This window comes from Kineococcus rubinsiae, from assembly GCF_011839805.1.
In the GTDB taxonomy this organism is placed as follows: Bacteria; Actinomycetota; Actinomycetes; order Actinomycetales; family Kineococcaceae; genus Kineococcus; species Kineococcus rubinsiae.
Map to the genome: position 1 here is coordinate 242,787 of NZ_VWPY01000001.1, position 20,587 is coordinate 263,373.

Below are 20,587 nucleotides of genomic sequence, written 5' to 3' on the forward strand. Positions count from 1 at the left end.
TGGGCGCGTCAACAGATACGCGCGGAAGTCGAGGGAAGAGACTCAAGCGACCTCGCGGGCGACTCGCCCGCTGAGATGACGGCATCGACACCGTCGTTGACCAGACTAACAGCGATCGCCGGCGGATCCTTCCCCCGGCGAACGGTCTCCCGCCCGCGCGGCGCCTCAGCCGCGCGAGGCCTGGATGGCCGTGAGGGCGATCGTGTAGACGATGTCGTCGACCAGGGCCCCGCGCGAGAGGTCGTTCACGGGCTTGGCCAGACCCTGCAGCATCGGGCCGATGCTGACGACACCTGCGTTGCGCTGCACCGCTTTGTAGGTCGTGTTGCCCGTGTTCAGGTCGGGGAACACGAACACCGTGGCGCGCCCCGCGACGGGTGAGCCGGGGGCCTTGCTCGCGGCCACCGAGGCGACCGCGGCGGCGTCGTACTGCAGCGGCCCGTCGATGACGAGGTCCGGTTCGCGCAACCGGGCGATGCGCGTCGCCTCGGCCACCTTGTCCACGGAGGAACCGGAACCCGAGGAGCCGGTGGAGAAGCTGATCATCGCCACGCGGGGTTCGATGCCGAACGCGCGCGCCGAGGCCGCGCTCTGCAGCGCGATGTCGGCGAGCTCCTCCGCGTCGGGGTCGGGGTTCACGGCGCAGTCGCCGTAGATGACGACGTCGTCGGGCAGGCACATGAAGAACACCGAGGACACGAGCCGGGCCCCGGGTTTGGTCCGGACCACCTGCAGCGCAGGGCGGACGGTGGCCGCGGTGGTGTGCACGGCACCCGCGACGAGGCCGTCCACGTCGCCCGCCTGCAGCATCGTCGTGCCGAGCAGGATGGGGTCGGCGAGGGAGTCGCGGGCGACGTCCGGGCGCAGGCCCTTGTGCTTGCGGGCCTCGACGAGGACGTCGACGTAGCGCTCGACGAGGTCGGCCGGGTCGAGCACCTCGACGCCCGGCGGCAGCGTGAGCCCGAGCCCCGCGGCGACGGAGGCCACCTCGGCGGGCGGGGCGAGCAGGACGGGGCGCGCGATGCCGCGCTGCGCGCAGATCGCCGCGGCCTGCAGCGTCCGCGGCTCGGCCCCCTCGGGCAGGACGATCCGCTGCACGCGCTCCTGCGCGAGCGTCGTCAGGCGGCGGCGGAACGCGGCGGGCGACAGGCGCGGCGTGTGCGAGGGCGTGGGCAGCCGGGCGAGCCACCCCGGGTCGAGGGCGTCGGCGACGGTGGTGGACACCGCGAGCGCCCGCTCGGCGTCGTCGGCGGGCACCTCGGGGTCGAGCGCGCCGACGGCGGTGGCCGTGGCGTAGGTGCTGCGGCGCGAGAGCAGGATCGGCAGGCCCGTGGCGGCGGCCGCCTGGGTCAGCTCGGCCACCCGCGGGTCCATCGCGACCCCGGCCGTGAGCAGCAGGCCCGCGAGGCGCGTGCCGGCCAGCGCGGCGAGGCAGGTCGACAGGACGACGTCGTGGCGGTCGCCCGGCACGAGGATGAGCCGGCCCTCGCGCAGCAGCGGCAGCATCCCCGGCACGGCCTGCGCGGCGACGACGACCTCCTTGATGCGGCGCTGCTGGTCGCCGTGGGTGAGGACCTCGACGTCGAGCTCGCGCACCAGGTCGCGCACGCGCGCCCACGTGAGGTCGGCGCGGAACGGCACGGCGCCGACCAGCGCGATGCCCCGCAGGTCCAGCGCCCCGCGCAGCGCCGCCATCCGGCTCGTCGCCGTCTCCGGGTCCGGCGCGACGGGCCAGCGGTTGACGAGGGCGCCGACGACGCGCACCGCCTCACCCGTGCGGTAGGTGCCCGCCGTGACGGCCATGTCCTCCGCGATCCGTTCCACCGCAGCGTCGTCGGCCTCCGCGCCGGCGGAGCCGACGAGCAGCACGTCGGCGTCCAGCGCGGTGGCCAGCGCCTGGTTCACGCGCCCGGAGTAGACCTGCTCGGCGGAGGGCACGAGGCCCTCGACGACGACGACGTCGTGGGAGGCGAGGACGTCCTCGGCCGCCGCGACGACCTCCTCCATGAGGTCGTCGAGGTCGCCGCGGCTGAGGCGCTCGACGACGTGGGCGGCCGTGATGGGCTCGGTGGGGCGCAGCCCCGTCGTCAGCCGGACCAGCGCGGCCGAGCGGTCGGGGTCCTCGTCGCCGGGGCGCGTGGGCTGCGCGAGCGGCTTGTGGAAGCCGACGGCGACGCCCCGGGCGTCCAGGGCGCGCACCAGCCCGAGGCACGCGGAGGTCAGGCCGGCGCCGTGGCCGGTCGGGACGACGAGCAGGGTGCGGGCCATGGCGCGGGGGGCCTCCGGTCGGGACGGGTGGGGCGGCGGGGCGTGCTGTGGTCAGGCGTCGACGAGCTCGACGGTGTCGCGGGCGATGAGGAGCTCCTCGTCGGTGGGCACGACCATCGCGAGCGGCCCGTCGCCCGCGACGGTGATCCGGCCCGCGGGGTCGCTGCCGCGGCCGTGCGCGGCGTTGGCCGCCGGGTCCTCGTGCAGGCCGAGGTGCGCCAGGCGGGCGAGCAGCTGGGCGCGCACGCCCACGGCGTTCTCACCGACCCCGCCGGTCAGGACGAGGGCGTCGAGGCCGCCGAGCGCGACGGTCAGCCCGGCGACGTGCTTGGCGGCGCGGTAGGTGAAGACCTCCAGGGCCAGCGCGGCGCCCGCGTGCCCGTCCGCGGCGGCGGACGTCAGCGCGCGCACGTCGTTGCTGAGCCCGGACAGGGCGAGCAGGCCGCTGTCGGAGTTCAGCTGCCGCACGAGCTCGTGGACGTCCTCCCCGGTGCGCGAGGACACGAGGTCCAGCACGGCCGGGTCGACGTCGCCGGAGCGCGTGCCCATGACGAGCCCCTCCAGCGGGGTCAGGCCCATGGTCGTGTCGACCGAGCGGCCGCCGAGGACGGCGGTCGCGCTGCAGCCGTTGCCCAGGTGGGCGACGACGAGGCGCAGCGTCCCCGGGTCGCGGCCCGTCGGCGCGAGCAGCTCGGCGGCGCGGCCGCTGACGAAGCGGTGGCTCGTGCCGTGCATGCCGTAGCGGCGGACCGCGAACTCCTCGTACCAGCGGGTGGGCACGGCGTAGCGGTAGGCGCGTTCGGGCATCGTCTGGTGGAAGGCCGTGTCGAACACCGCGACGTGCGTCAGGTCGGGCAGCACCGCGCGCGCCGCCTCGATGCCGGCCGCGTTGGCGCGGTTGTGCAGCGGGGCGAGGGCCGCGAGGTCGACCACGTCGGCGAGGACCCGGTCGTCGACGCGCACGGACGCGGGGAAGCGGGACCCGCCCTGCACGACGCGGTGCCCGACCCCGAGCAGCGGCGGGAGGTCCTCGGCGAGGACGTCGCCCAGCAGCTGCTCGAGGGCCTCGCGGTGGGTGCCGGCCCCCAGCGGGGTGTCGCGCGTGCCGCTCGCGGTCGTCAGGTGCGCGACGGCCTCGTCGCTGCCGAGCCGCTCCCCGAGGCAGGACAGGGTCCGCTGCCCGGTCGCCGGGTCCACGACGGCGAGCTTCACCGAGGAGCTCCCGCAGTTGACGACCAGCACGCTGCCCGTCCGTCCGTCCTCGTCCGCCACCAGCGCTCACGCCCCGTCCGCGTCCCGGGCGACCCATCGCCGTCCCGCGCCGAGCCTTCCACGCCGCGCGGTGGGCGCACCCGGCGGCGTGCTGCAGGTCTCGCGGCCCGCTCGCCGGGCCGTCGTGCCGGACTCGCCCCGGCGCTCGCGCGCCGCCCCCTAGGGTGGCGGCGTGGAGGTCGCCCTCGGCCTGGTGGCCCTGACCGTCGCCGTGTGCGTCATCGCCGCGGCGTGCGACCGCTTCGGCTGGCCCACGCCGCTGGTGCTCGTCACGGCCGGCGCCGTGGTGTCGTTCCTGCCGCTGGTGCCCGCCGTCGAGCTCGAGCCCGAGCTCGTCCTCAACGGCCTGCTGCCGCCGCTGCTGTACGCGACGACCGCGCGCACGTCGCTGTTCGACTTCCGGCGCAACAAGCTCGCCACCGTCCTCATGTCGGTGGTCCTCGTGGTGTTCACGACCCTCGCGGTCGGCTGGACGGCGTCGCTGCTGCTGCCGGGGGTCGCGCTCGCGGCCTGCATGGCGCTGGGCGCCGTCGTCGCACCGCCCGACGCGGTCGCGGCCGCCGCGCTCGGCCGCCGCCTCGGGCTGCCCCGGCGGGTCGCGACCTTGCTGGAGGAGGAGAGCCTCGTCAACGACGCGACCGCGCTGATCACCCTCAGCGTGGCCGTCGCGGCCCTGACGTCGACGCCCTCGCCCCTGGCCATCGGCGGGGAGTTCGTGCTGGCCGTGGTCGGCGCGGTCCTCGTGGGCGCGGTCGTCTCGGTCGTCCTCATCGCCGTGCGCAAGCACATCCGCAACCCCGTGCTGGACACCGTCCTGTCCTTCGTCGCGCCCTACCTCGCGTTCGTCCCGGCCGAGGCCGTGCACGTGTCCGGGGTCCTCGCCGTCGTCGTCACGGGCCTGGCCATGGCGCACTACTCCCCCGCCGTGCAGACCGCGGCGTCCCGCCTGGCCGAGGCCACGAACTGGCGGACCATCGCATTCCTGCTCGAGAACGCCGTGTTCCTGCTCATCGGGCTGCAGCTGCCGCGCCTGGTCGCCGACGCGGCCGACAGCGACCTGAGCGGGTTCCGCATCGTGGCGGTCTGCGCGGCGGTGCTGGCCGCGACGATCGCGAGCCGCTTCCTCTTCGTCGGGGGCGTGGCGGGTGTGCTGCGGGTGCTGCCGCTGCGCTCGGGCCGGCACCTGGCCTGGCCCCCGGGCGTCGTCGTCCTGGTCTCGTGGGCGGGGATGCGCGGGGTCGTGACCCTGGCCGCCGCGCAGCTGCTGCCGGAGGACGTGCCGCAGCGCCCCGTGCTGCTGCTCGCGGCCTTCGCCGTCGTGGTCGGCACCCTGCTGGTGCAGGGCTCGACGCTGCCGTGGGTCGTGCGGCGCGTGGGCATGCCCGCCCCCGACCCCGCCGAGGACGCGCTGCAGGCCGCCGCCCTGGGCGACGCCGCCTCCGCCGCGGGGCTGCGCCGCCTCGCCGAGGTGGTGGACGGCGACGAGCCCGAGCACACGGTCAAGATGCTGAAGGCCCGCTCGGTCAGCCGCTCGCACGCCGGGTGGGAGCGCCTGGGGCGCCCGCTGAGCGACCGCATGACGCCGTCCGCGCGCTACTCCGACCTGCGGCTGCAGATGCTCGCCGCCGAGCGCGACGTCGTCGTGCGCGCCCGCGACACGGGCACGGCCGAGCCCGAGGTCCTGCAGTCGGCCATGACGGCCATCGACTTCGAGGAGGCGCTGCTCGACCGCGTCGAGGAGCTCGACGCCCTCGAGGAGGACCGCGGGCTGGCGCCGCGCACGTCCGGCGAGGCTGCGTGCGCGCACCTGCGCACCGCCCCCGCGGCGGCCGCCCCGGGCGGCCCGGTGCCGGACTCGTGCCCCGACTGCGTCCGCGAGGGCAGCGAGTGGGTGCACCTGCGCACCTGCCTGGCCTGCGGCTACACGGCCTGCTGCGACTCCTCGCCGCTGCGCCACTCCCGCCGGCACCACGCGCAGACCGCGCACCCCGTCATCGTCAGCGCCGAGCCGGGCGAGGCCTGGCGCTGGTGCTGGGTGGACGAGATGCTCGGCTGACGCAGCCCACCTCAGTCCGGCCCACCCCTCAGAGCGGGGCGGGCCAGTCCTCGTGGGCGAAGGCGGTGTCCCAGAACATCAGCTCGTAGCGCGTCGCGGTCGCGAAGGCCGTGTGCATGGCGTCGACCGGCCCGCCGGCCTCCGCGGCCGCGTCGACCAGGTCGCGCGCCGCCGCGGCCGAGGCGTGGAAGGCCTCGTCGTCGTAGGCCGCGACCCACCGCGCGAACGGGTGCTCAGGTCCCACGGCGGCCGCGGAGCGCGCGAGGCGGCGGGCGACGTCGGCGTAGACCCAGAAGCAGGGCAGGACGGCCGCGGCGCCCACGGCGTAGGGGGCCGTGGCCGCGGTCGCGACGAGGTAGGACGTGTAGCCCAGCGTCGTCGGCGAGGGGCCCGCCGGGCCCGTGGCCGCGGGCAGCGCGCCCGAGCCGAGGAGGTCGGCGTGCAGCGACGTCTCGACGAGGCCGGCCCCGTGCGCCGAGCGCGACCAGAACCCGGCGCTCGCGGCGTCGGGGGCGCGGGCGGCCAGCAGGGACAGCGCCCGCGCGTAGCCGGCCAGGTAGAGGACGTCCTGCTCCAGGTAGTGCCGGAACGTCGCGGGCGCCAGCGTCCCGTCCCCCAGCTGCGTGACGAAGGGCGAGGCGTCGACGGCGGCGCGCAGGTCCGCCGTGCGCGCCCACGCGTCCGCCGTGAACGTCACTGCGCACCCCGGCTCAGGCCGGAGTGGTCCAGCGGCCCGCTGCCGTGGCCGACGCCGAGGCCGATCCCGCCGGTCAGGGCGGTCTGCAGGTAGTCCCGCGCCGCGTCCACGACGCCGGTCAGGTCGGCGCCGGGGTCGTGGGCGAGCAGGGCGGCCATCGCCGAGGAGAGCGTGCAGCCCGTGCCGTGGGTGGCGGTCGTGGCGACGCGGGGGCGGGTCACCAGGTGCGTCCCCCCCGCCCGGGCGAGGACGTCGACGCTGTCGTCGCCGTCGAGGTGGCCCCCCTTGAGCAGGACGGTGGTCCCGCTGCGGCGCAGCAGCTCCTCGGCCTGGGCGACGCACTCGTCGGGGCCGCGGGCGGCCTCCACCCCCAGCAGGACGGCCGCCTCCGGCACGTTCGGGGTGACGACGTCGGCCAGGGGCAGCAGCTCCTCGCGCAGCACCGCGACGGCGTCGGCGTCCAGCAGCCGGTCGCCGCTGGTGGCGACCATGACGGGGTCCAGGACCACGGGCCCGACGTCGCGCGCGCGCAGGACCTCGGCCACCGCGCGGGCGGTGGCGGCCCCCGCGAGCATCCCGATCTTCGTGGCGTGCACCGTGACGTCGTCGAGCAGCACGTCGAGCTGCTGCCGGACGAACCCCGGGTCGACGACGACGACCCCGGCCACCCCGCGGGTGCTCTGCGCGGTCAGCGCTGTCAGCACGGCCGTGCCGTAGGCGCCCAGCGCGGCGAAGGTCTTGAGGTCGGCCTGGACGCCGGCGCCGCCGCTGGGGTCGGACCCGGCGATGCTCAGAGCGACCCGCGCGGGGATGCCCCTCCCTCGGTCGCTCACGCGGCCGGTGCCCCGGCCCACGTCCGCACGAGCGCGCGGGCCGCGGCCTCCGGGTCCTCGGCGGCGCAGATCTCCGACACGACGCAGAACCCCGCGATCCCGCTGCCCCGCAGCTGCTCCAGGGTCCCCGCGTGGATGCCGCCGATCGCGACGCAGGGCACGTCCGCCGCCGCGACGACGGCCGCGGTGCCCGCCGGGCCGAGCGGCGCCGCCGCCAGGGGCTTCGTCGGCGTGGCCCACACGGGCCCGACGCCGAGGTAGTCGACCGCGTCGCGCGGGGCCGCGTGGACCTCCTCGACGCTGGAGACCGACAGGCCGACGAGCAGGTCCGGCCCGGCGAGGCGCCGCACGTCCTGCGCGGGCAGGTCGGACTGGCCGAGGTGGACGCCGTCGGCGCCCGCGATGAGCGCGAGGTCGACCGCGTCGTCGACGAACAGCGCGACGCCCGTGTCCCGCAGGACGTCCTGCACCCGGCGCACGAGCGCGAGGCGCTCGCGGTCGGAGGCGTCCTTGGCCCGGACCTGCACGGCGGTCACGCCGCCCGCCACGGCCGCGCGCACGACGTCGGGCACCCCGCGCGGCCCGCAGAGCGCCGTGTCGGTGACGAGGTACAGGGAGAGGTCGAGGGTGGCCCGCATCAGGCGAGGCGACCGGGCGTGACCGCCGCCGCGGCCAGAGCCGCACCGTCGACGGCGTCGAGCGCGTCGATCCAGGCGATGGCGAAGCTGCCGGGGCCCGCCGCGACGGCGGCGGCGCGCTCACCGGCGAGGGCGACGTGCAGGTGGGCCGCGACGGCCGCGAGCAGCGGGTCGTCGCTGACGGCGGCGTAGGCCGCCACCAGGGCACCGAGCGCGCAGCCGGCTCCCGTGGTCCGGGTCAGCAGCGGGGTCCCGCCGCTGACGCGCGTGGTCCGCTCACCCGAGACGACGACGTCGACCTCGCCGGAGACGGCGACGGCCCCGCCCGTGCGGCGGCTCAGCTCGCGCGCGGCCTCGAGGGCCTCGTCGACGCCGGACGTGGAGTCGACGCCCCGCCCTCCGGCGCCCGCGCCGGCGAGGCCGAGGACCTCGGAGGCGTTGCCGCGCACGACGGTGGGGGCGTGCTCGAGCAGTTCCCGGGCCACCCGGGTGCGGAACTCCAGACCGCCCACAGCGACGGGGTCCAGCACCCACGGGGTTCCGGCCCGGCGCGCGGACTCGGCCGCGAGCAGCATGGCCTTCGCCCGGTCGTCGTCGAGGGTTCCGACGTTGACGAGCACCCCGGAGGAGATCGCCGCGAACGCCGCCGACTCGTGGACGTTGTCGACCATCGCCGGGGCGGCCCCGACGGCCAGCAGGGCGTTCGCGGTGATCGTGGTCACCACCGAGTTCGTGAGGCACTGCACCAGAGGGGCGTTGCTGCGCAACGCCTCCCGGGCCGCGGCCAGGGCGTCCGCCGAGGGGCGTGGCGGAGTCGAGACGGCTGCCATGCCGTGACATCCCTTCGTCAGCACTACCTGCGTCAGGTTCGACGGGTGTGATCTCAGCCCCGCGATCTGCGCGGAGCACCCCGTGTCGCGGCCGACCGTAGCACCCGCCCCGGCCCTCCCGGCCAGCACCGTCCCCCGCCGTGATCATGCAGGTAATCCCTGCATGATCACGGCGGGGAGAGGGGTGACGGCCGTCAGAGCAGCGGCACCTCGGCGCCCGCGAGGTCGACCTCGCCCCGCTCGGCGAGGCCGCGCACGGCCTGCGCGGCGGCCTGCAGGGTCGTGTACCGGGGGACGTAGCCGAGCAGCCGCCGGGCCTTCGCCGTGCTGGCCGAGTGGCTGCGGGACAGGTGCTCCCAGCTCGCGTCGGCGTGCTCGCCGGCCGCGGCGCGGAACTCCTCCCACGGGACGGTGCGCAGCACGGCGTCCCGGCCGAACCAGGCCGCGACCCCGCGGGCGAACCCCGTCACGGTCAGGGCCCGGTCGGAGACGACGTGGAAGCTCTCCCCCAGCGCGGCCGAGCGGTGCTCCAGCGCGCGCTGGAAACCCTGGGCGACGTCGTCGGCGTGCACGTGGTGCATCGTCTCCACGCCGGTCCCCGGCACGAGGAGTTCCCGCCCCGTGGCGAGGCGGTGCCACACGTCGGGGTCGAGGTTGCCCACCGGGGTGATGACGGGCCAGCCCGGGCCGCTGATGTGCCCGGGGTGCAGGACGGTGCAGGCCAGCCCGCCGCTGCGGGCCTCGGCGAGCAGCAGCGCCTCGATCTCGGCCTTCTGCGTGCCGTAGGGCCCGAACGGTTCCCGCGGATCCTCCTCGGTCAGCGGCGACGCGGCCGCGACGCCGTGCACCCAGATCGTCCCGCAGTGCAGCAGGAACCCCGTGCGGCCGCGCAGCGCCTCGACGAGCTGGCGCGCGGAGTCGGCGGTGAAGCACACGAGGTCGACGACCGCGTCCGCCCCGAGGCCGGCGATGCGGGCGCCGAACGTCCCGGCGGCGTCCTCGGCCTCGCGGTCGGCGACGACCCGCTCGACCTGCGCCCACGCGGGGTGCGGGTGGTACGGCTCGCGGGTGCCGCGGCTGACCGCGACCACCTGGTGCCCCGCCGCGACGAGGCGGGGCACCAGGTAGCTGCCGACGTGGCCCGTGGCCCCGACGACGACGACGCGCACGTCAGTTCCCGGCCGCGGCGGTGTCGCCGGCCTCGCGGGCCGAGGCCCACAGGTCGACGCCGGAGTCGACGGCGAACTCGTCGATCGCGGCGAGCTCCTCGGCGCTGAACTCCAGGTTCGACACGGCCGCGACGTTGTCCTCGACCTGCTTGACGCTGCTCGCGCCGATCAGCGTGGTCGTGACGCGCTCGTCGCGCAGCACCCAGGACAGGGCGAGCTGCGCGAGGGTCTGCCCGCGCCCCTTCGCGATCTCGTTCAGCCCGCGGATGCGGGCCACGTTCTCGTCGTTCAGGATGCCCGGGTCAAGCGACTTGCCCTGCGCCGCACGCGAGTCGGCGGGGATGCCGTCGAGGTAGCGGTCGGTCAGCAGCCCCTGCGCGAGCGCGGTGAACGGGATGCACCCGACGCCCTCGGCGGCCAGGACGTCGAGCAGCTCCGACTCGATCCAGCGGTTGAACATCGAGTACGAGGGCTGGTGGATCAGCAGCGGCGTCCCCAGGTCGCGCAGGATCCGCGACGCCTGCAGCGTGCGCTCGGGGCCGTAGGAGGAGATCCCGACGTGCAGCGCCTTGCCGGAGCGGACGATCGCGTCGAGCGCGCCCATCGTCTCCTCGAGCGGGGTCTCGCCGTCCGGGCGGTGGTGGTAGAAGACGTCGACGTAGTCGAGGTTCATCCGCTCCAGCGACTGGTCCAGCGACGCGGTGAGGTACTTGCGCGAGCCGTGGTCGCCGTAGGGGCCGGGCCACATGTCCCAGCCGGCCTTGGAGGAGATCACGAGCTCGTCGCGGTAGGGCTTGAGGTCCTCCTTGACCAGGCGGCCGAAGTTCGTCTCGGCGCTGCCGTAGGGGGGGCCGTAGTTGTTGGCGAGGTCCATGTGCGTGATGCCGAGGTCGAACGCGCGGCGCACGATGGCCCGCTGCGTCTCGAACGGCTTGTCGTCGCCGAAGTTGTGCCAGAACCCGAGCGACAGGGCCGGGAGCTTCAGGCCGCTGCGCCCGCAGCGGCGGTAGGGCATGGAGTCGTAACGTCCGTCGTCAGCGATGTAGGTCACGTTCCGGAGGGTAGTGGCGCGACCCCCGGCGCTCGACCGGACGGCTCAGCCGCCGACCGGCACCTGCGACGCGGCGACGGTCCCGTCCACCACGACGCCGGCGTCCGCGACCGTCAGGCGTTCGAGCGTGACCTCGCCCGGCACGTCGTCCAGCGGGACGTCGATGCGGTCCAGCGGGCTGTCGATGCCGGCCAGGTCGGCGAGGCGCCGCACCTGGCCGAGGCCGACCTCCCGCCCGCGCAGCGACGCGGACTCCGGCGTGAGGCGCACGACGTCGCCCGCGAGCTCCGGGGAGACGACCAGCCCGAGCTCGCCCAGCACCGGCAGGCGCGTGGTGGCGCGCAGGTCCTGCCCGGCGCGCGCCAGGCTCACCGTGAGCCCGGCGACCGACGCCCGCTCGGCCAGCGAGGGGTAGGGCACGCTCGCGCGGAACGTCCCCGGCGGCAGCCGGAGCGTGCCGGGCCGCCCCAGCAGCAGCGACCGCGGCACCTCGGCGGAGGGGAAGGAGACGCGCACGTCGCGCAGCTCGACGTCGCCCGAGTACGCCGGCGCCGTGAGCGTGACGTCGTCGAAGCGCCCGCGCGCGGCCTGCAGCAGGAAGGACCCGCCGGCGACCGTGACGGTCGGCCGCGCGGGCAGCCGCTGGTCCTGCTGGATCTCCGTGGCCACCCGCCGCAGCGCCACCGAGCGGGCGCCGAGGTCCGCCGCGACGAGGATGACGGCGAGCGCCACGAGGGTGACGAGGACCCGCACCAGGCGCTTCACCGGCGGGGCTCCTCGGGCGGTCTCATGCGCCCCACTGTGCCCGGTCGGGACCTGTCCGCCTGTCGGAGGTCGCTCCTACGCTGCGCGCGTCAGCTCGCCCCTCACCGAGGAGGAACCGTGACCGACCAGACCACCCCCGACGAACGCCGGCTCTTCGTCACGGCCGACGAGGCCCTGCTGGGCGTCGTCCGCCAGGTCCGCGAGGACCAGTGGGACCTGCCCACCGCGGCCGAGGTGTCCACGAGCCGCCCGGACACCGACCCGCCGCTGCGGGAGATCGTCAACCACCACGCCTACGAGGACGCCTGGGTGCCCGCCATGCTCGCCGGCCGGACGATGGCCGAGGTCGGCGAGGACGCCCACCGCGGCGACCTGCTGGGCGCCGACCCCGTCGCCGCCTTCGAGCGCGTCGTCGAGGAGGCGATCACCGCGGCCACGGCGCTCGACGACCTCGAGCGCACCGTGCACTGCTCCTTCGGCGACTTCAGCGCCCGCGACTTCCTCTGGCAGTCGATCGTCTTCCGCGGCACGCGCGCCGTCGAGATCGCCCGGCTCCTGGGCCGCGACGACACCCTGCCGGACGAGCTGGTCGCCGGGATGCTCGCCTACATGCGGGAGAACGCGGAGCAGTGGCGGGCCTGGGGCGTGCTCGGCCCCGCCGTCGAGGCCCCCGCGGACGCGACCCCGCAGGAGGAGCTGCTGGCCGTCATGGGCCGCCGCCCGCGCTGACGGAGGGCGGGCCCGGGGACGTCGCCGGGAGCGGGAAGGCTGCGCAGGCCGGCGTGGTTGCAAGGGGCATGAGCACCAGTGCCCTGACCTTGGAGACCCACGACGAGACGGTGAAGGACGGGATCGTCCTCATCGACTTCTGGGCCGAGTGGTGTGGCCCGTGCAAGCAGTTCGGTCCGGTCTTCGAGCGCTCCTCGGAGACCCATGCGGACATCACCTTCACGAAGGTGGACACCGAGGACCAGCAGCAGCTCGCCGCCCGCTACGGCATCACCTCGATCCCGACGCTCGTCGCCTACCGCGACGGCATCCCGGTCTTCGGCCAGCCCGGCGCGCTGCCCGAGCCCGCCCTCGAGCAGCTCATCGAGCAGGTCCGCGCGCTCGACATGGACCAGGTGAAGGTCCAGTACGCGCAGGCCCTCGCCGACCAGCAGGCCCAGGCCGAGGCGGCCGCCCAGCAGCAGGCGGCCCCGCAGCGCCAGGGCGTCCGCGCCGGCACGGACCCCGCCGCCTTCTGAGACCCGCCCCTCGACGGCCCCGCCCCCTCCCCGGGAGCGGGGCCGTCGTCGTCCGTGAGGGGCGTCAGCCTCGGGTGCCCTGCGGCGCGACGGTCTCGAGGTGGGCGGCCAGCGCCCGCAGCCGGCGTCGCGTCTCCCAGCGGAACGCGCGCAGGGCGACCGCCTCGACGGGCCGGCGCAGCGGGGCGGGTGCCCCCGTGAAGGTGAGCGTGTAGACCACCTCGCTGCGCCCGCCGTCGAGGTTGCGGTGGCGCATCGAGGCGGCCCACACGGCGAAGAACGGCGACCAGGACGTCAGCGCGACGGCCGCGAGGTCCGGGCGCCGGAAGGTCACGTAGCGCGTGCGGAAGCTCAGCCCGCCGAGCGTCCACCGGGCGCGGCAGACGGCCTCGACGCCCCGCGCGGGCGCGGCACCGCCGACGGTGGTCGCCTCGCGCAGGAGGGTGTCCCAGCTCAGCCGGTTCGGGTAGTCGTGCACGACGTCGAAGGCGACGTCGGCCGGGACGGGCAGGACCTGCCGGACGACCGCGTGCGCGCTCACCCGTCGAGGGTGTCACCCCCCGCGCGCCTCGGCTCTCGTCTGAGAGACTGCGCGCGGACGTCCGCGTCCGGGGCCTCTAGCTCAACTGGTTAGAGCAGCGGACTTTTAATCCGCGGGTTGTGGGTTCGAGCCCCACGGGGCCTACGGCTTTGACCTGCAGCTTCACCAGCAGGGGGGCTTCTGCCGAGGTCTGCGGAAGCCCTCCGCGCTAACACCTCGCTAACATCCTCGACTGTCCCGCCGCGGGTGTAGGCCACCACCGCGGCGATCGCGTCCGCGGCGGAGCGGGCCACGGCCGGCACGACGTGGGTGTACAGGTTGCTCGTGATGTTGGTCGTCGAGTGACCCAGCCGGTCGCTGACCACCTTGATGTCCACGCCCGCTGCCAGCGCCAGGCTCGCGTGGGTGTGGCGCAGGTCGTGCAGCCGGATGATCGGGACGCCGGCCTGCTCCACCAGCTTGCGGAAGGTGTGGGTGACGACGTCGGGGCGCAGGAGGTCACCGCTCTCCCGCGTGAACACCAGGCCGCGCCCCTGCCAGGCCTCACCCCACGCAGCCCGCTCGGCTTCCTGGACGACCTGGTGGTTGCGCAAGACCTCCACGGTGAGCGGGTCGATCGGCACGACGCGCGAGCCGGCGGCCGTCTTCGGCACCCCAAGCCGCGGGCGCCCGTCCCCCTCGGTGACCTGCCAAGCGACGACGACGTGCGCGCGGTCCAGGTGAACGTCGCTCCAGTGCACGCCGATGGCCTCGCCTCGCCGCATGCCGGTGAAGGCGATGAGGTGGAAGAGGGCGTACAGACGATGGTCGGCGGCGGAGTCGAGGAAGACACCGATGTGCTGCGGCTCCCAGACGGAGCTGCGCGCGGCGCGGTGCTGCGGGAGCTCGACCTGCACCGCCGGGTTCCAGGCGATGAGGCGGCGCTTCACCGCACTGTTCAGGGCCGAACGCAGGGTGCGGTGCACGTGCTGGACCGTGGCCGGCGTCGTCGCGCCGAGCCGGTGGCCGAGCAGGTCGGAGTAGAGAGCGTCGATGTGGTCGGCGCGCAGATCCTGCAGCCGGTAGTGCCCCAGCGAGGGGGTGAGGTAGCGGCGGATGTGCATCGCGTAGCTGCGACGCGTCGTGTCCCGGAGGTTGCGCTTGGCGGTCAGCCACTCCTCGAGGTACTGCGCGACCGTGAGCGGGCGGTCCTGCCGCACGCCGGCCTGCTGTCGGGCGACCTCCGCGTCCAGCGCTTGCTGTGCGTCTCGCTTGGTGGCGAAGCCGGAGCGCGTCACTTGTCGCCGCGCTCCATCGGGACGCCGTCCCGCGTCGACGACGAACCCCCACAGGCCGCGGCAGCGATGCGGCAGGAGCTCACCGTCTGCGTTCCGTGGACAAGCGGCGGTGTGACGCTGCCACACGGTGCCCCTCTTCACCGGTGCACCCCGACCAGGTCGAGCAGCGGAGCGGTGGGCACGCGGATGAGCTTGCCGAGCCGGACGACGGGCGTGGGCCAGTTGTCGGTGCGGATCAGCTCGTAGGCCGCGGTGCGCCCTATGCCGAGCAGCGCAGCGGCGGTGGGGACGTCCACGACGGGGGGCAGCGCCATGATCTGCTGCAGGTCCAGCGTGACGCGGCTCATGAGCGCTCTCCCGTCGTGGTGGTGCGAAGCATCGCGCGGACACGGGCACGGTGCATCAGTCGATGAACGAGACGTGGACGTGGTCGTAGTGACCTCCGGTGGGGTCACCGGCGTCGTAGACCCCACCTCCGGTGTAGATCCGCCAGCCCTCGCCGTTGCGGCCGGCGGACCAGATGCGGCCCTGCCAGATGACGTACTTCACGTGCAGGGGGCCGGCGTTCATCTGCAACCAAGCGGCGAGCTGCCAGCCGGAGGTGACATCGGCAGGGGCGGGGAAGGATCCCAGTCGACCGAAGGTGATGTCGCAGCCCTTGCCCTGCGGGTGGTCGGACGTCGGATTCCACGCGTGCGCGTCCCAGCAGGAGGCGGGGCGCTCGCCGAACGTCGCCCAGATCTGTCGCACACCCCAGTCCGTGGCCGCGGTGACGCACCCCCCGGTGCCGGTGGGATCGGACAGTCGGCAGCCCGCTGAAGCGCCGGCGAAGGCGACCGCTTGTCCACCGAAGGGGGCTGCAGGAGCGGCCGTGTACTCGTCGAGGTAGCGGTGGATCGCCCCGAGGTAGTCGGTCACCTGACGGGCGCAGCTCGGCCCGCACCCGGCCTCCCCGCTGATCGGGATGCCAGTGGCCGAGCCGGTGACTCGCGAGCACCCGGCGATGTGACAGACCGCCATGGCGTCGAGCGGACTGGCGCTCTTTCCTGTCGCTCGGAGGTGGGACGTCATCGAACGCAGGTTGCTGCACATCCACGGCAGGGCGACCGTGAAGTGCCGCGCCGGGTCCCACACGTCGTGACTGGCCGGCGGCTTCGAGCCGGCGTCCCAGCCGCCCCCTCCTCTGGCGGCCGCCCACGTCGCGGGCATCACCTGCAGGAGCCCAGCCGCGCCGGCGCTCGAGAAGGCGTGCGGGTCCCACCCGGACTCGGCTTGAACCTCCGCCACGAGCCAGGTGAGGGGTAGCTCCGGACACGAGGCGTCACGGGCCGTCTCTAGGTCACTGAGCCACGTCCTCGCTGCGGATGGGAGCGCTTCGACGTTGAGCGCTTGCCCCGAGGCCACAGCAGCTTGGGCGCCCGAGTCCCCCATGGCTCCCCCGAGCAGGAGCACAGCACCGAAAAGGACGGTCGCGCCTGCGAAGACTGTCTTCACGAACCGCTACCCCCTTGACGACTACGGTTGGACCTTCGGGGCGCACGCCCGCGTGTCGAAGGGCATGACGCGATGAACGGACTGAGGAGAGGCGAAGGTTGTGAGTCGATGTCAGCCGCCGCGCCTGTCCGTCTGGGCGGATCAGTCCGTTCACATGAGTTAACGCGACGCCTCAAACAGTAGTCCACCGTGAAGACCTGTCAAGGCGCGGCACCAGAGAGGAGGGGATGACCCGTGGCGGACGCACGCCCGGACGGTGACGAGGCGGCAGTCGCCGCAACCTCGCCCGATGCCCCAGACGCGGGGCCGCTCGCGAAGAAGGTCGACCATCTCTTCCGCACGGTGAGACCTGCCAAGGGCGAGTACTCCTTCGAGCACGTCGCGACCACCATCAAGGCCACCGGCGGGCCAACCATCTCGGCGGCTTACCTGTGGATGCTGCGTAACGGCAAGCGCGACAACCCGACCATGCGGCACCTCGAGGCGTTGGCGTCCTTCTTCGGCGTCCCTCCGGGCTATTTCTTCGACGACGCCCTCGCGGCAAAGGTGGACGAGCAGCTAGACCTGCTCGCCTCGTTGCGGGACGTTGATGTGCGACGAGTGGCGCTACGCGCCTCGGGCCTCAGCACTGAAAGTCTGGCGACGATCGCGGAGATGATCGAGCGCGTGCGTCAGCTCGAGGGTCTGTCAGAAGGTGGCCGTCAAGGAGACGCCCGTTAAGGGAGCGGCCAGCCCCGACGAACGCGTGCATCACGGGGCCAAGCGGTGGTGCGTGTAAGGCCACGCCGTCGACGAGGCCAACCAGGGCGCGACGCCAAAGACAAGCGCGACTGCCGGCGCTGTCGTGCTGATGCGCTCCAAACCTTGCGCGAGGCCAACGACAAGCTCTCCAATTGCATCTCACTCACGCCACGCGAGGTCGCCCGCGATGCGATCAGCGCGGCCGTGCACGACGCCGCGGCAGCCGAGCTCGGCGAGCCCCGCATCGAGGACGACGCGCAGGCGTGGAAGCGCGAGCACGCCGATCCACTGCACCAGCGCCGCCACGCGCTGCGCTGCGTCGCCGTCGCCCACGGGCTCGCGCTCGAGCTCGACGGGTGAATCGCCAACGCCCGCGCGACCGGCTCAACGTGGCAAGACATCGCCGACGCGATCGGCACCAGCCGCCAAGGGGCGCACCGCCGCTACGCCAGCGCCGAGGGGACCGCGCAGTCGCTGCGCACGGAGGTACCGCGCGCATTCGCAGACCCCGCACCCGTCGACGGGTGGCCGGCTGCTGGCGACTCGCTCGACCCAGGTCCCGAGCCGGACCGGGACCTGCACATCGTCGTCGACCTCTCGTCGGGCTACTGGCAGTGCCGTCGCTGCGGGCTCGGGTGGGATGCGCAGCAGGCCGCGCCAGCGCGTTGCAGCGATCGGCCGCGGGTGGCCGCGGGTGGCCGCGGAGTCCGTGCTCGACGACTCCCTCGACCCCGGCCCCGAGCCGGACCGGGAGGCCGAGGACCGCGACCGGGAGCAGGCGCTGCGCCGGTCGCTGATCAGCCCCGTCGAGACCGCACGCCGGAGCAGTTGGCCGAGGAAGACCGTCAGCGCGACGAGGACGAGCAGCGGCTGCGCGAGGACGAAGAGCGCTAGCGCGAGGAGCTCGGCGAGTGACGCAGGTCGACGCGGTTTGGACGTGGTGGGCCGGACTCGACGACGTCGACCGCGGCCGGGTGCTGCGCCTGACCGACGACCAGCTGCTGCCCGAGGACCTGTTCGTCGGGCTCGCCATGCACGGCGTCCCGGTGACGGCCGCGGACGTCTCACCCGTGGACGGTCAACCCGCCGGGTACTTCCCCCCGGCGGTGTCCGAGGACCTGCTTCAGTGCCTGCGCCGACCCTGCCAGCCGTGACGTCAGCGGCCGGCGGGGTCGGTGATCAGTGGGTGAGGTCGTAGGTGAACCAGATGACTTTGCCCTGTCCGTTCGGTCCCAGGTTGTGACCCCAGGCGGTGGCGAGCATGTCGACCAGGGCTATCCCTCGCCCACCGGTGGCTTCGGGGGAGGCGTGACGCAGCTGCGGCGGGTGAGGGCTGGCGTCGCTGACGGCGACGTGCACGGCACGCGGGTCGCAGTCCACGTCCAGGGCGAAGGGTGCGGCCCCGTGCAGGACGGCGTTGGCGACCAGCTCGCTGGTCAGCAGCTCTACGACCTGGCGGGCGGACTCGTCGTCTAGGTGCTGCACGCAGTGCTGGTTGGTCCAGTGCCGGGCGGTGGGTACCGCGCGGAGGTGGGCAGCCAGGGGCAGGGTGGCGTGGGCCACGAGGTCCTCTCTCTTTTCTTGCGTCAGGACCTTGGTCGTGGCGCCCCGCTGGCGTCTCGATCACTTGTGGTTGCCACCGGCACCTTCATGATTCCTCCACTGTCAAGTCACGTGTGATCGCTGGCAAGTGCACCCAAATCGCGAGGATGCGGAAGACTGAGGTGGCAGGTCGCGCGGGTGATCTGGTGGGTGCTTGCCGCGGCTAGAGGAGTTGGTGTGGCGACTTCGGACGACGCGTGGCTGGACGCTGCGGGTGGCTTCGGTGCCGACAGCACGGAGCCTCCCTCCGCGTCTCGCGCCGCTCAGGACCGCGACCGCGCCGCTCGGCGGCTGCTGCCGGCCAACGGCGATCCGGGCCTGCAGGCCATCGCCGCTCTCGCCGCGCGCTTGCTCGCCGCTCCTGGTGCGGAGGTGTCCCTGCTGACTGAGGTGCGCACCATCGCCGCCGCCGGCGGAAGCGTCGCCGGCCGCACCGGAGAGCAGACTCCGCTCAGCGAGGCGCTGTGCACGCTGGCCGCGGCCAGCGGCGCCTGCTTCACCGTGCGCGATGCCCGCAGCGACGTCCGCGTCTTACACCTGAGCCCGGTCATGCGGGGGGAGGTGGGGGCCTACCTCGCGCAACCTCTCATCTCTGACGACGGGCACATCGTGGGCGCTCTGTGCGTCTACCAGGCCAGCCCACGCGCGTGGAGTGCCGCCGAGGGGGAGCTGTTGCAGCAGCTGGCCGTGGCGGCCTCCGCCCAGCTCGAGGTCGCCGCCCTGGGCCGTGAGTTCGAGGACTCCGTCCGGCGGGACGTGCTGGTAGGGGTGTCGAAGTTCGCCCTGGCCCTGACCGGGGTCGACGACATCGACGACCTGGTGACCACCGTCGCCGAGCAGGGCTTGACGATGCTGGGCTGCGACGGCGGGGCCGTGGCCGTCGTCGACCCCGAGGACGAGACCACCCTACTGTCCTACCTGACCAGCAGCTACGGCCAGGACGCTCAGGTCACCTACGCCCACATCCCCCTCAGCGCCCGGCTTCCCGTTGCCGAGGCCGCCCGGACCGCACAGACGGTCCTGCTGGCCGATCGCGACGTGTGCTTGGCCTATTCCAGTGACATGGCTGGTGTGCTGACCGCCACGGGGGCCCACGCTTTCGCGAGCGTCCCGCTGCGCGTGGGGGCCGAGGTGCTGGGGGTGGTGACCGCCGGCTGGAAGCAGCCCCAGACTTTCGACACCGAGCAGGTGGCGTTGCTGGAGACCTTCGCCGCCCAGTGCGCTCAGGCCTTGAACCGCCTGCAGGCACTGAAGGCGGAGCGGGCCGCGGCGCACCGGGTGGCGCGCATGGGTGAGGCGCTGCAGCGCTCTCTGCTGACCGAGCTTCCAGAGCCGGACCACCTGGAGCTGCTCGCCCGTTACGTGCCTGCTGCGGATGAGGCGCAGGTCGGTGGGGACTGGTACGACGCGTTCATGGTGCGCGATGGCACCACGTGCCTGGTCATCGGTGACGTCAGCGGTCACGACCAGGACGCCGCGGTGCAGATGGCTCAGGTCCGCAACGTGCTGCGTGGGGTGGCCCACGCCGTGGTGGATCCCCCGGCGAGGATCCTGCGATCTCTGGACTGGGCCATGCGGGACCTGGCCATCGGGGCGCTGTCCACCGCGCTGCTGGCCAAGGTCGAGCAGGGACCTCGAGACGCCGACCAGGGTCTGCGCACCTTGCGCTGGTCCAACGCCGGTCATCTGCCCCCGCTGCTGATCCAGGCGGACGGTCGAAGTGAGTTCCTCGAGCGTCCGCACGACTTGCTGCTGGGCTTGAGCGTGGACACCGACCGCCACGATCACAGCGTGCACCTTCTACCCGGCTGCACGGTGCTGCTCTACACCGACGGCCTCGTCGAGCGGCGCGGGGAACATCTCGAAGACGGCCTGCACCGGTTGCAGACGTTGGCGACGGCTTTGTCGCACCTGCCGTTGCAGGAGCTGTGCGACGACCTCATCGCCCGCCTCGCCGAGGACGCGGAGGACGACGTCGCCCTGCTCGCTGTGCGCGCTCACCGTGAGGACCGCCCCCGCCCTGCCGAGGCCGGCCCACGGCGACTACCCGCCGACCTCACCCGCGACACTCCCACCGACATCGACGCCCACATCGACTGAACGCTT

20 protein-coding genes, 1 tRNA gene, 1 pseudogene and 1 riboswitch are annotated in these 20,587 nt (G+C 74.0%); of the genes and pseudogenes, 8 read left to right on the top strand and 14 right to left on the bottom strand.

The window, feature by feature from the left end; all coding sequences use genetic code 11:
• Positions 1–165: 165 nt before the first annotated feature.
• Together pta and F1544_RS01160 are read right to left on the bottom strand one after the other, a co-directional pair.
• Positions 166–2,268, bottom strand: coding sequence for a phosphate acetyltransferase (gene pta / locus F1544_RS01155; protein ID WP_167581070.1), 2,103 nt, complete (start codon positions 2,266–2,268; stop codon positions 166–168).
• A 51-nt stretch (positions 2,269–2,319) separates the two neighbouring features.
• Positions 2,320–3,540, bottom strand: a complete 1,221-nt coding sequence (locus F1544_RS01160) for an acetate kinase (RefSeq protein ID WP_167581071.1) — start codon at positions 3,538–3,540, stop codon at positions 2,320–2,322.
• A 172-nt stretch (positions 3,541–3,712) separates the two neighbouring features.
• Here F1544_RS01160 and F1544_RS01165 point away from each other — a divergent pair, with 172 nt between their 5' ends.
• Positions 3,713–5,596, top strand: coding sequence for a cation:proton antiporter domain-containing protein (locus F1544_RS01165; RefSeq protein ID WP_308469814.1), 1,884 nt, complete (start codon positions 3,713–3,715; stop codon positions 5,594–5,596).
• Between the two features lie 28 nt (positions 5,597–5,624).
• Here F1544_RS01165 and F1544_RS01170 read toward each other — a convergent pair whose 3' ends face one another.
• The 7 genes from F1544_RS01170 to F1544_RS01200 form a co-directional block, all read right to left on the bottom strand.
• Positions 5,625–6,293, bottom strand: a complete 669-nt coding sequence (locus tag F1544_RS01170; protein ID WP_167581073.1) for a TenA family protein — start codon at positions 6,291–6,293, stop codon at positions 5,625–5,627.
• Complete coding sequence (gene thiD, locus F1544_RS01175; RefSeq protein ID WP_308469815.1) at positions 6,290–7,126, bottom strand: bifunctional hydroxymethylpyrimidine kinase/phosphomethylpyrimidine kinase; 837 nt, start codon at positions 7,124–7,126, stop codon at positions 6,290–6,292. The genes F1544_RS01170 and thiD overlap by 4 nt, the downstream gene beginning before the upstream one ends.
• Positions 7,123–7,764 carry a thiamine phosphate synthase gene (thiE, locus tag F1544_RS01180; protein ID WP_208971040.1) on the bottom strand — a complete coding sequence of 214 codons (642 nt, stop codon included), beginning with the start codon at positions 7,762–7,764 and terminating at the stop codon, positions 7,123–7,125. The genes thiD and thiE overlap by 4 nt, the downstream gene beginning before the upstream one ends.
• Positions 7,764–8,594 carry a hydroxyethylthiazole kinase gene (gene thiM, locus F1544_RS01185; RefSeq protein WP_167581075.1) on the bottom strand — a complete coding sequence of 277 codons (831 nt, stop codon included), beginning with the start codon at positions 8,592–8,594 and terminating at the stop codon, positions 7,764–7,766. The genes thiE and thiM overlap by 1 nt, the downstream gene beginning before the upstream one ends.
• Positions 8,587–8,687, bottom strand: a riboswitch (TPP riboswitch). (Overlaps the previous gene by 8 nt.)
• A 101-nt stretch (positions 8,688–8,788) precedes the next feature.
• Positions 8,789–9,763: an NAD-dependent epimerase/dehydratase family protein gene (locus F1544_RS01190; RefSeq protein ID WP_167581077.1), complete on the bottom strand. Its 975-nt coding sequence runs from the start codon at positions 9,761–9,763 to the stop codon at positions 8,789–8,791.
• 1 nt (position 9,764) lies between these two features.
• A complete protein-coding gene (gene mgrA / locus F1544_RS01195) occupies positions 9,765–10,814 on the bottom strand; it encodes an L-glyceraldehyde 3-phosphate reductase (RefSeq protein ID WP_167581079.1) in 1,050 nt (349 codons plus the stop codon).
• 45 nt (positions 10,815–10,859) lie between these two features.
• Entirely contained in the window at positions 10,860–11,579 is a 720-nt protein-coding gene (locus F1544_RS01200) for an LmeA family phospholipid-binding protein (protein ID WP_167581081.1), read from the bottom strand.
• A gap of 117 nt (positions 11,580–11,696) precedes the next feature.
• Here F1544_RS01200 and F1544_RS01205 point away from each other — a divergent pair, with 117 nt between their 5' ends.
• Entirely contained in the window at positions 11,697–12,308 is a 612-nt protein-coding gene (locus F1544_RS01205) for a hypothetical protein (RefSeq protein ID WP_167581083.1), read from the top strand.
• Between the two features lie 68 nt (positions 12,309–12,376).
• Positions 12,377–12,826, top strand: a complete 450-nt coding sequence (gene trxA / locus F1544_RS01210) for a thioredoxin (RefSeq protein WP_167581085.1) — start codon at positions 12,377–12,379, stop codon at positions 12,824–12,826.
• 64 nt (positions 12,827–12,890) lie between these two features.
• Here trxA and F1544_RS01215 read toward each other — a convergent pair whose 3' ends face one another.
• A complete protein-coding gene (locus tag F1544_RS01215) occupies positions 12,891–13,367 on the bottom strand; it encodes an SRPBCC family protein (protein ID WP_167581087.1) in 477 nt (158 codons plus the stop codon).
• A gap of 70 nt (positions 13,368–13,437) precedes the next feature.
• On the opposite strand from F1544_RS01215, the gene F1544_RS01220 reads away from it, so the two are divergent.
• A tRNA-Lys gene (locus tag F1544_RS01220) sits at positions 13,438–13,511 on the top strand.
• Positions 13,512–13,729: 218 nt separating this feature from the next.
• On the opposite strand, the pseudogene F1544_RS26755 reads toward F1544_RS01220, so the two are convergent.
• The 3 genes and pseudogenes from F1544_RS26755 to F1544_RS01240 all read right to left on the bottom strand — a co-directional run.
• Positions 13,730–14,785, bottom strand: a pseudogene (locus F1544_RS26755) (site-specific integrase); the annotation flags it as partial.
• Entirely contained in the window at positions 14,782–14,991 is a 210-nt protein-coding gene (locus F1544_RS26760) for a DNA-binding protein (RefSeq protein WP_167581088.1), read from the bottom strand. The gene F1544_RS26760 and the pseudogene F1544_RS26755, both read right to left, overlap by 4 nt.
• A 55-nt stretch (positions 14,992–15,046) precedes the next feature.
• Positions 15,047–16,075: a VldE C-terminal domain-containing protein gene (locus F1544_RS01240; protein ID WP_280114469.1), complete on the bottom strand. Its 1,029-nt coding sequence runs from the start codon at positions 16,073–16,075 to the stop codon at positions 15,047–15,049.
• Between the two features lie 297 nt (positions 16,076–16,372).
• Here F1544_RS01240 and F1544_RS01245 point away from each other — a divergent pair, with 297 nt between their 5' ends.
• The 3 genes from F1544_RS01245 (at position 16,373) to F1544_RS01255 (ending at position 18,033) form a co-directional block, all read left to right on the top strand.
• A complete protein-coding gene (locus F1544_RS01245) occupies positions 16,373–16,858 on the top strand; it encodes a helix-turn-helix domain-containing protein (protein WP_208971041.1) in 486 nt (161 codons plus the stop codon).
• Positions 16,859–17,002: 144 nt separating this feature from the next.
• Positions 17,003–17,239, top strand: coding sequence for a hypothetical protein (locus F1544_RS01250; RefSeq protein ID WP_167581092.1), 237 nt, complete (start codon positions 17,003–17,005; stop codon positions 17,237–17,239).
• Positions 17,240–17,790: 551 nt separating this feature from the next.
• Positions 17,791–18,033, top strand: coding sequence for a hypothetical protein (locus F1544_RS01255; protein WP_167581094.1), 243 nt, complete (start codon positions 17,791–17,793; stop codon positions 18,031–18,033).
• Positions 18,034–18,058: 25 nt separating this feature from the next.
• On the opposite strand, the gene F1544_RS01260 is transcribed toward F1544_RS01255, so the two are convergent.
• Complete coding sequence (locus tag F1544_RS01260; RefSeq protein ID WP_167581096.1) at positions 18,059–18,442, bottom strand: ATP-binding protein; 384 nt, start codon at positions 18,440–18,442, stop codon at positions 18,059–18,061.
• A gap of 216 nt (positions 18,443–18,658) precedes the next feature.
• Here F1544_RS01260 and F1544_RS01265 point away from each other — a divergent pair, with 216 nt between their 5' ends.
• Positions 18,659–20,581, top strand: a complete 1,923-nt coding sequence (locus F1544_RS01265) for a GAF domain-containing SpoIIE family protein phosphatase (protein ID WP_167581098.1) — start codon at positions 18,659–18,661, stop codon at positions 20,579–20,581.
• Positions 20,582–20,587 lie beyond the last annotated feature (6 nt).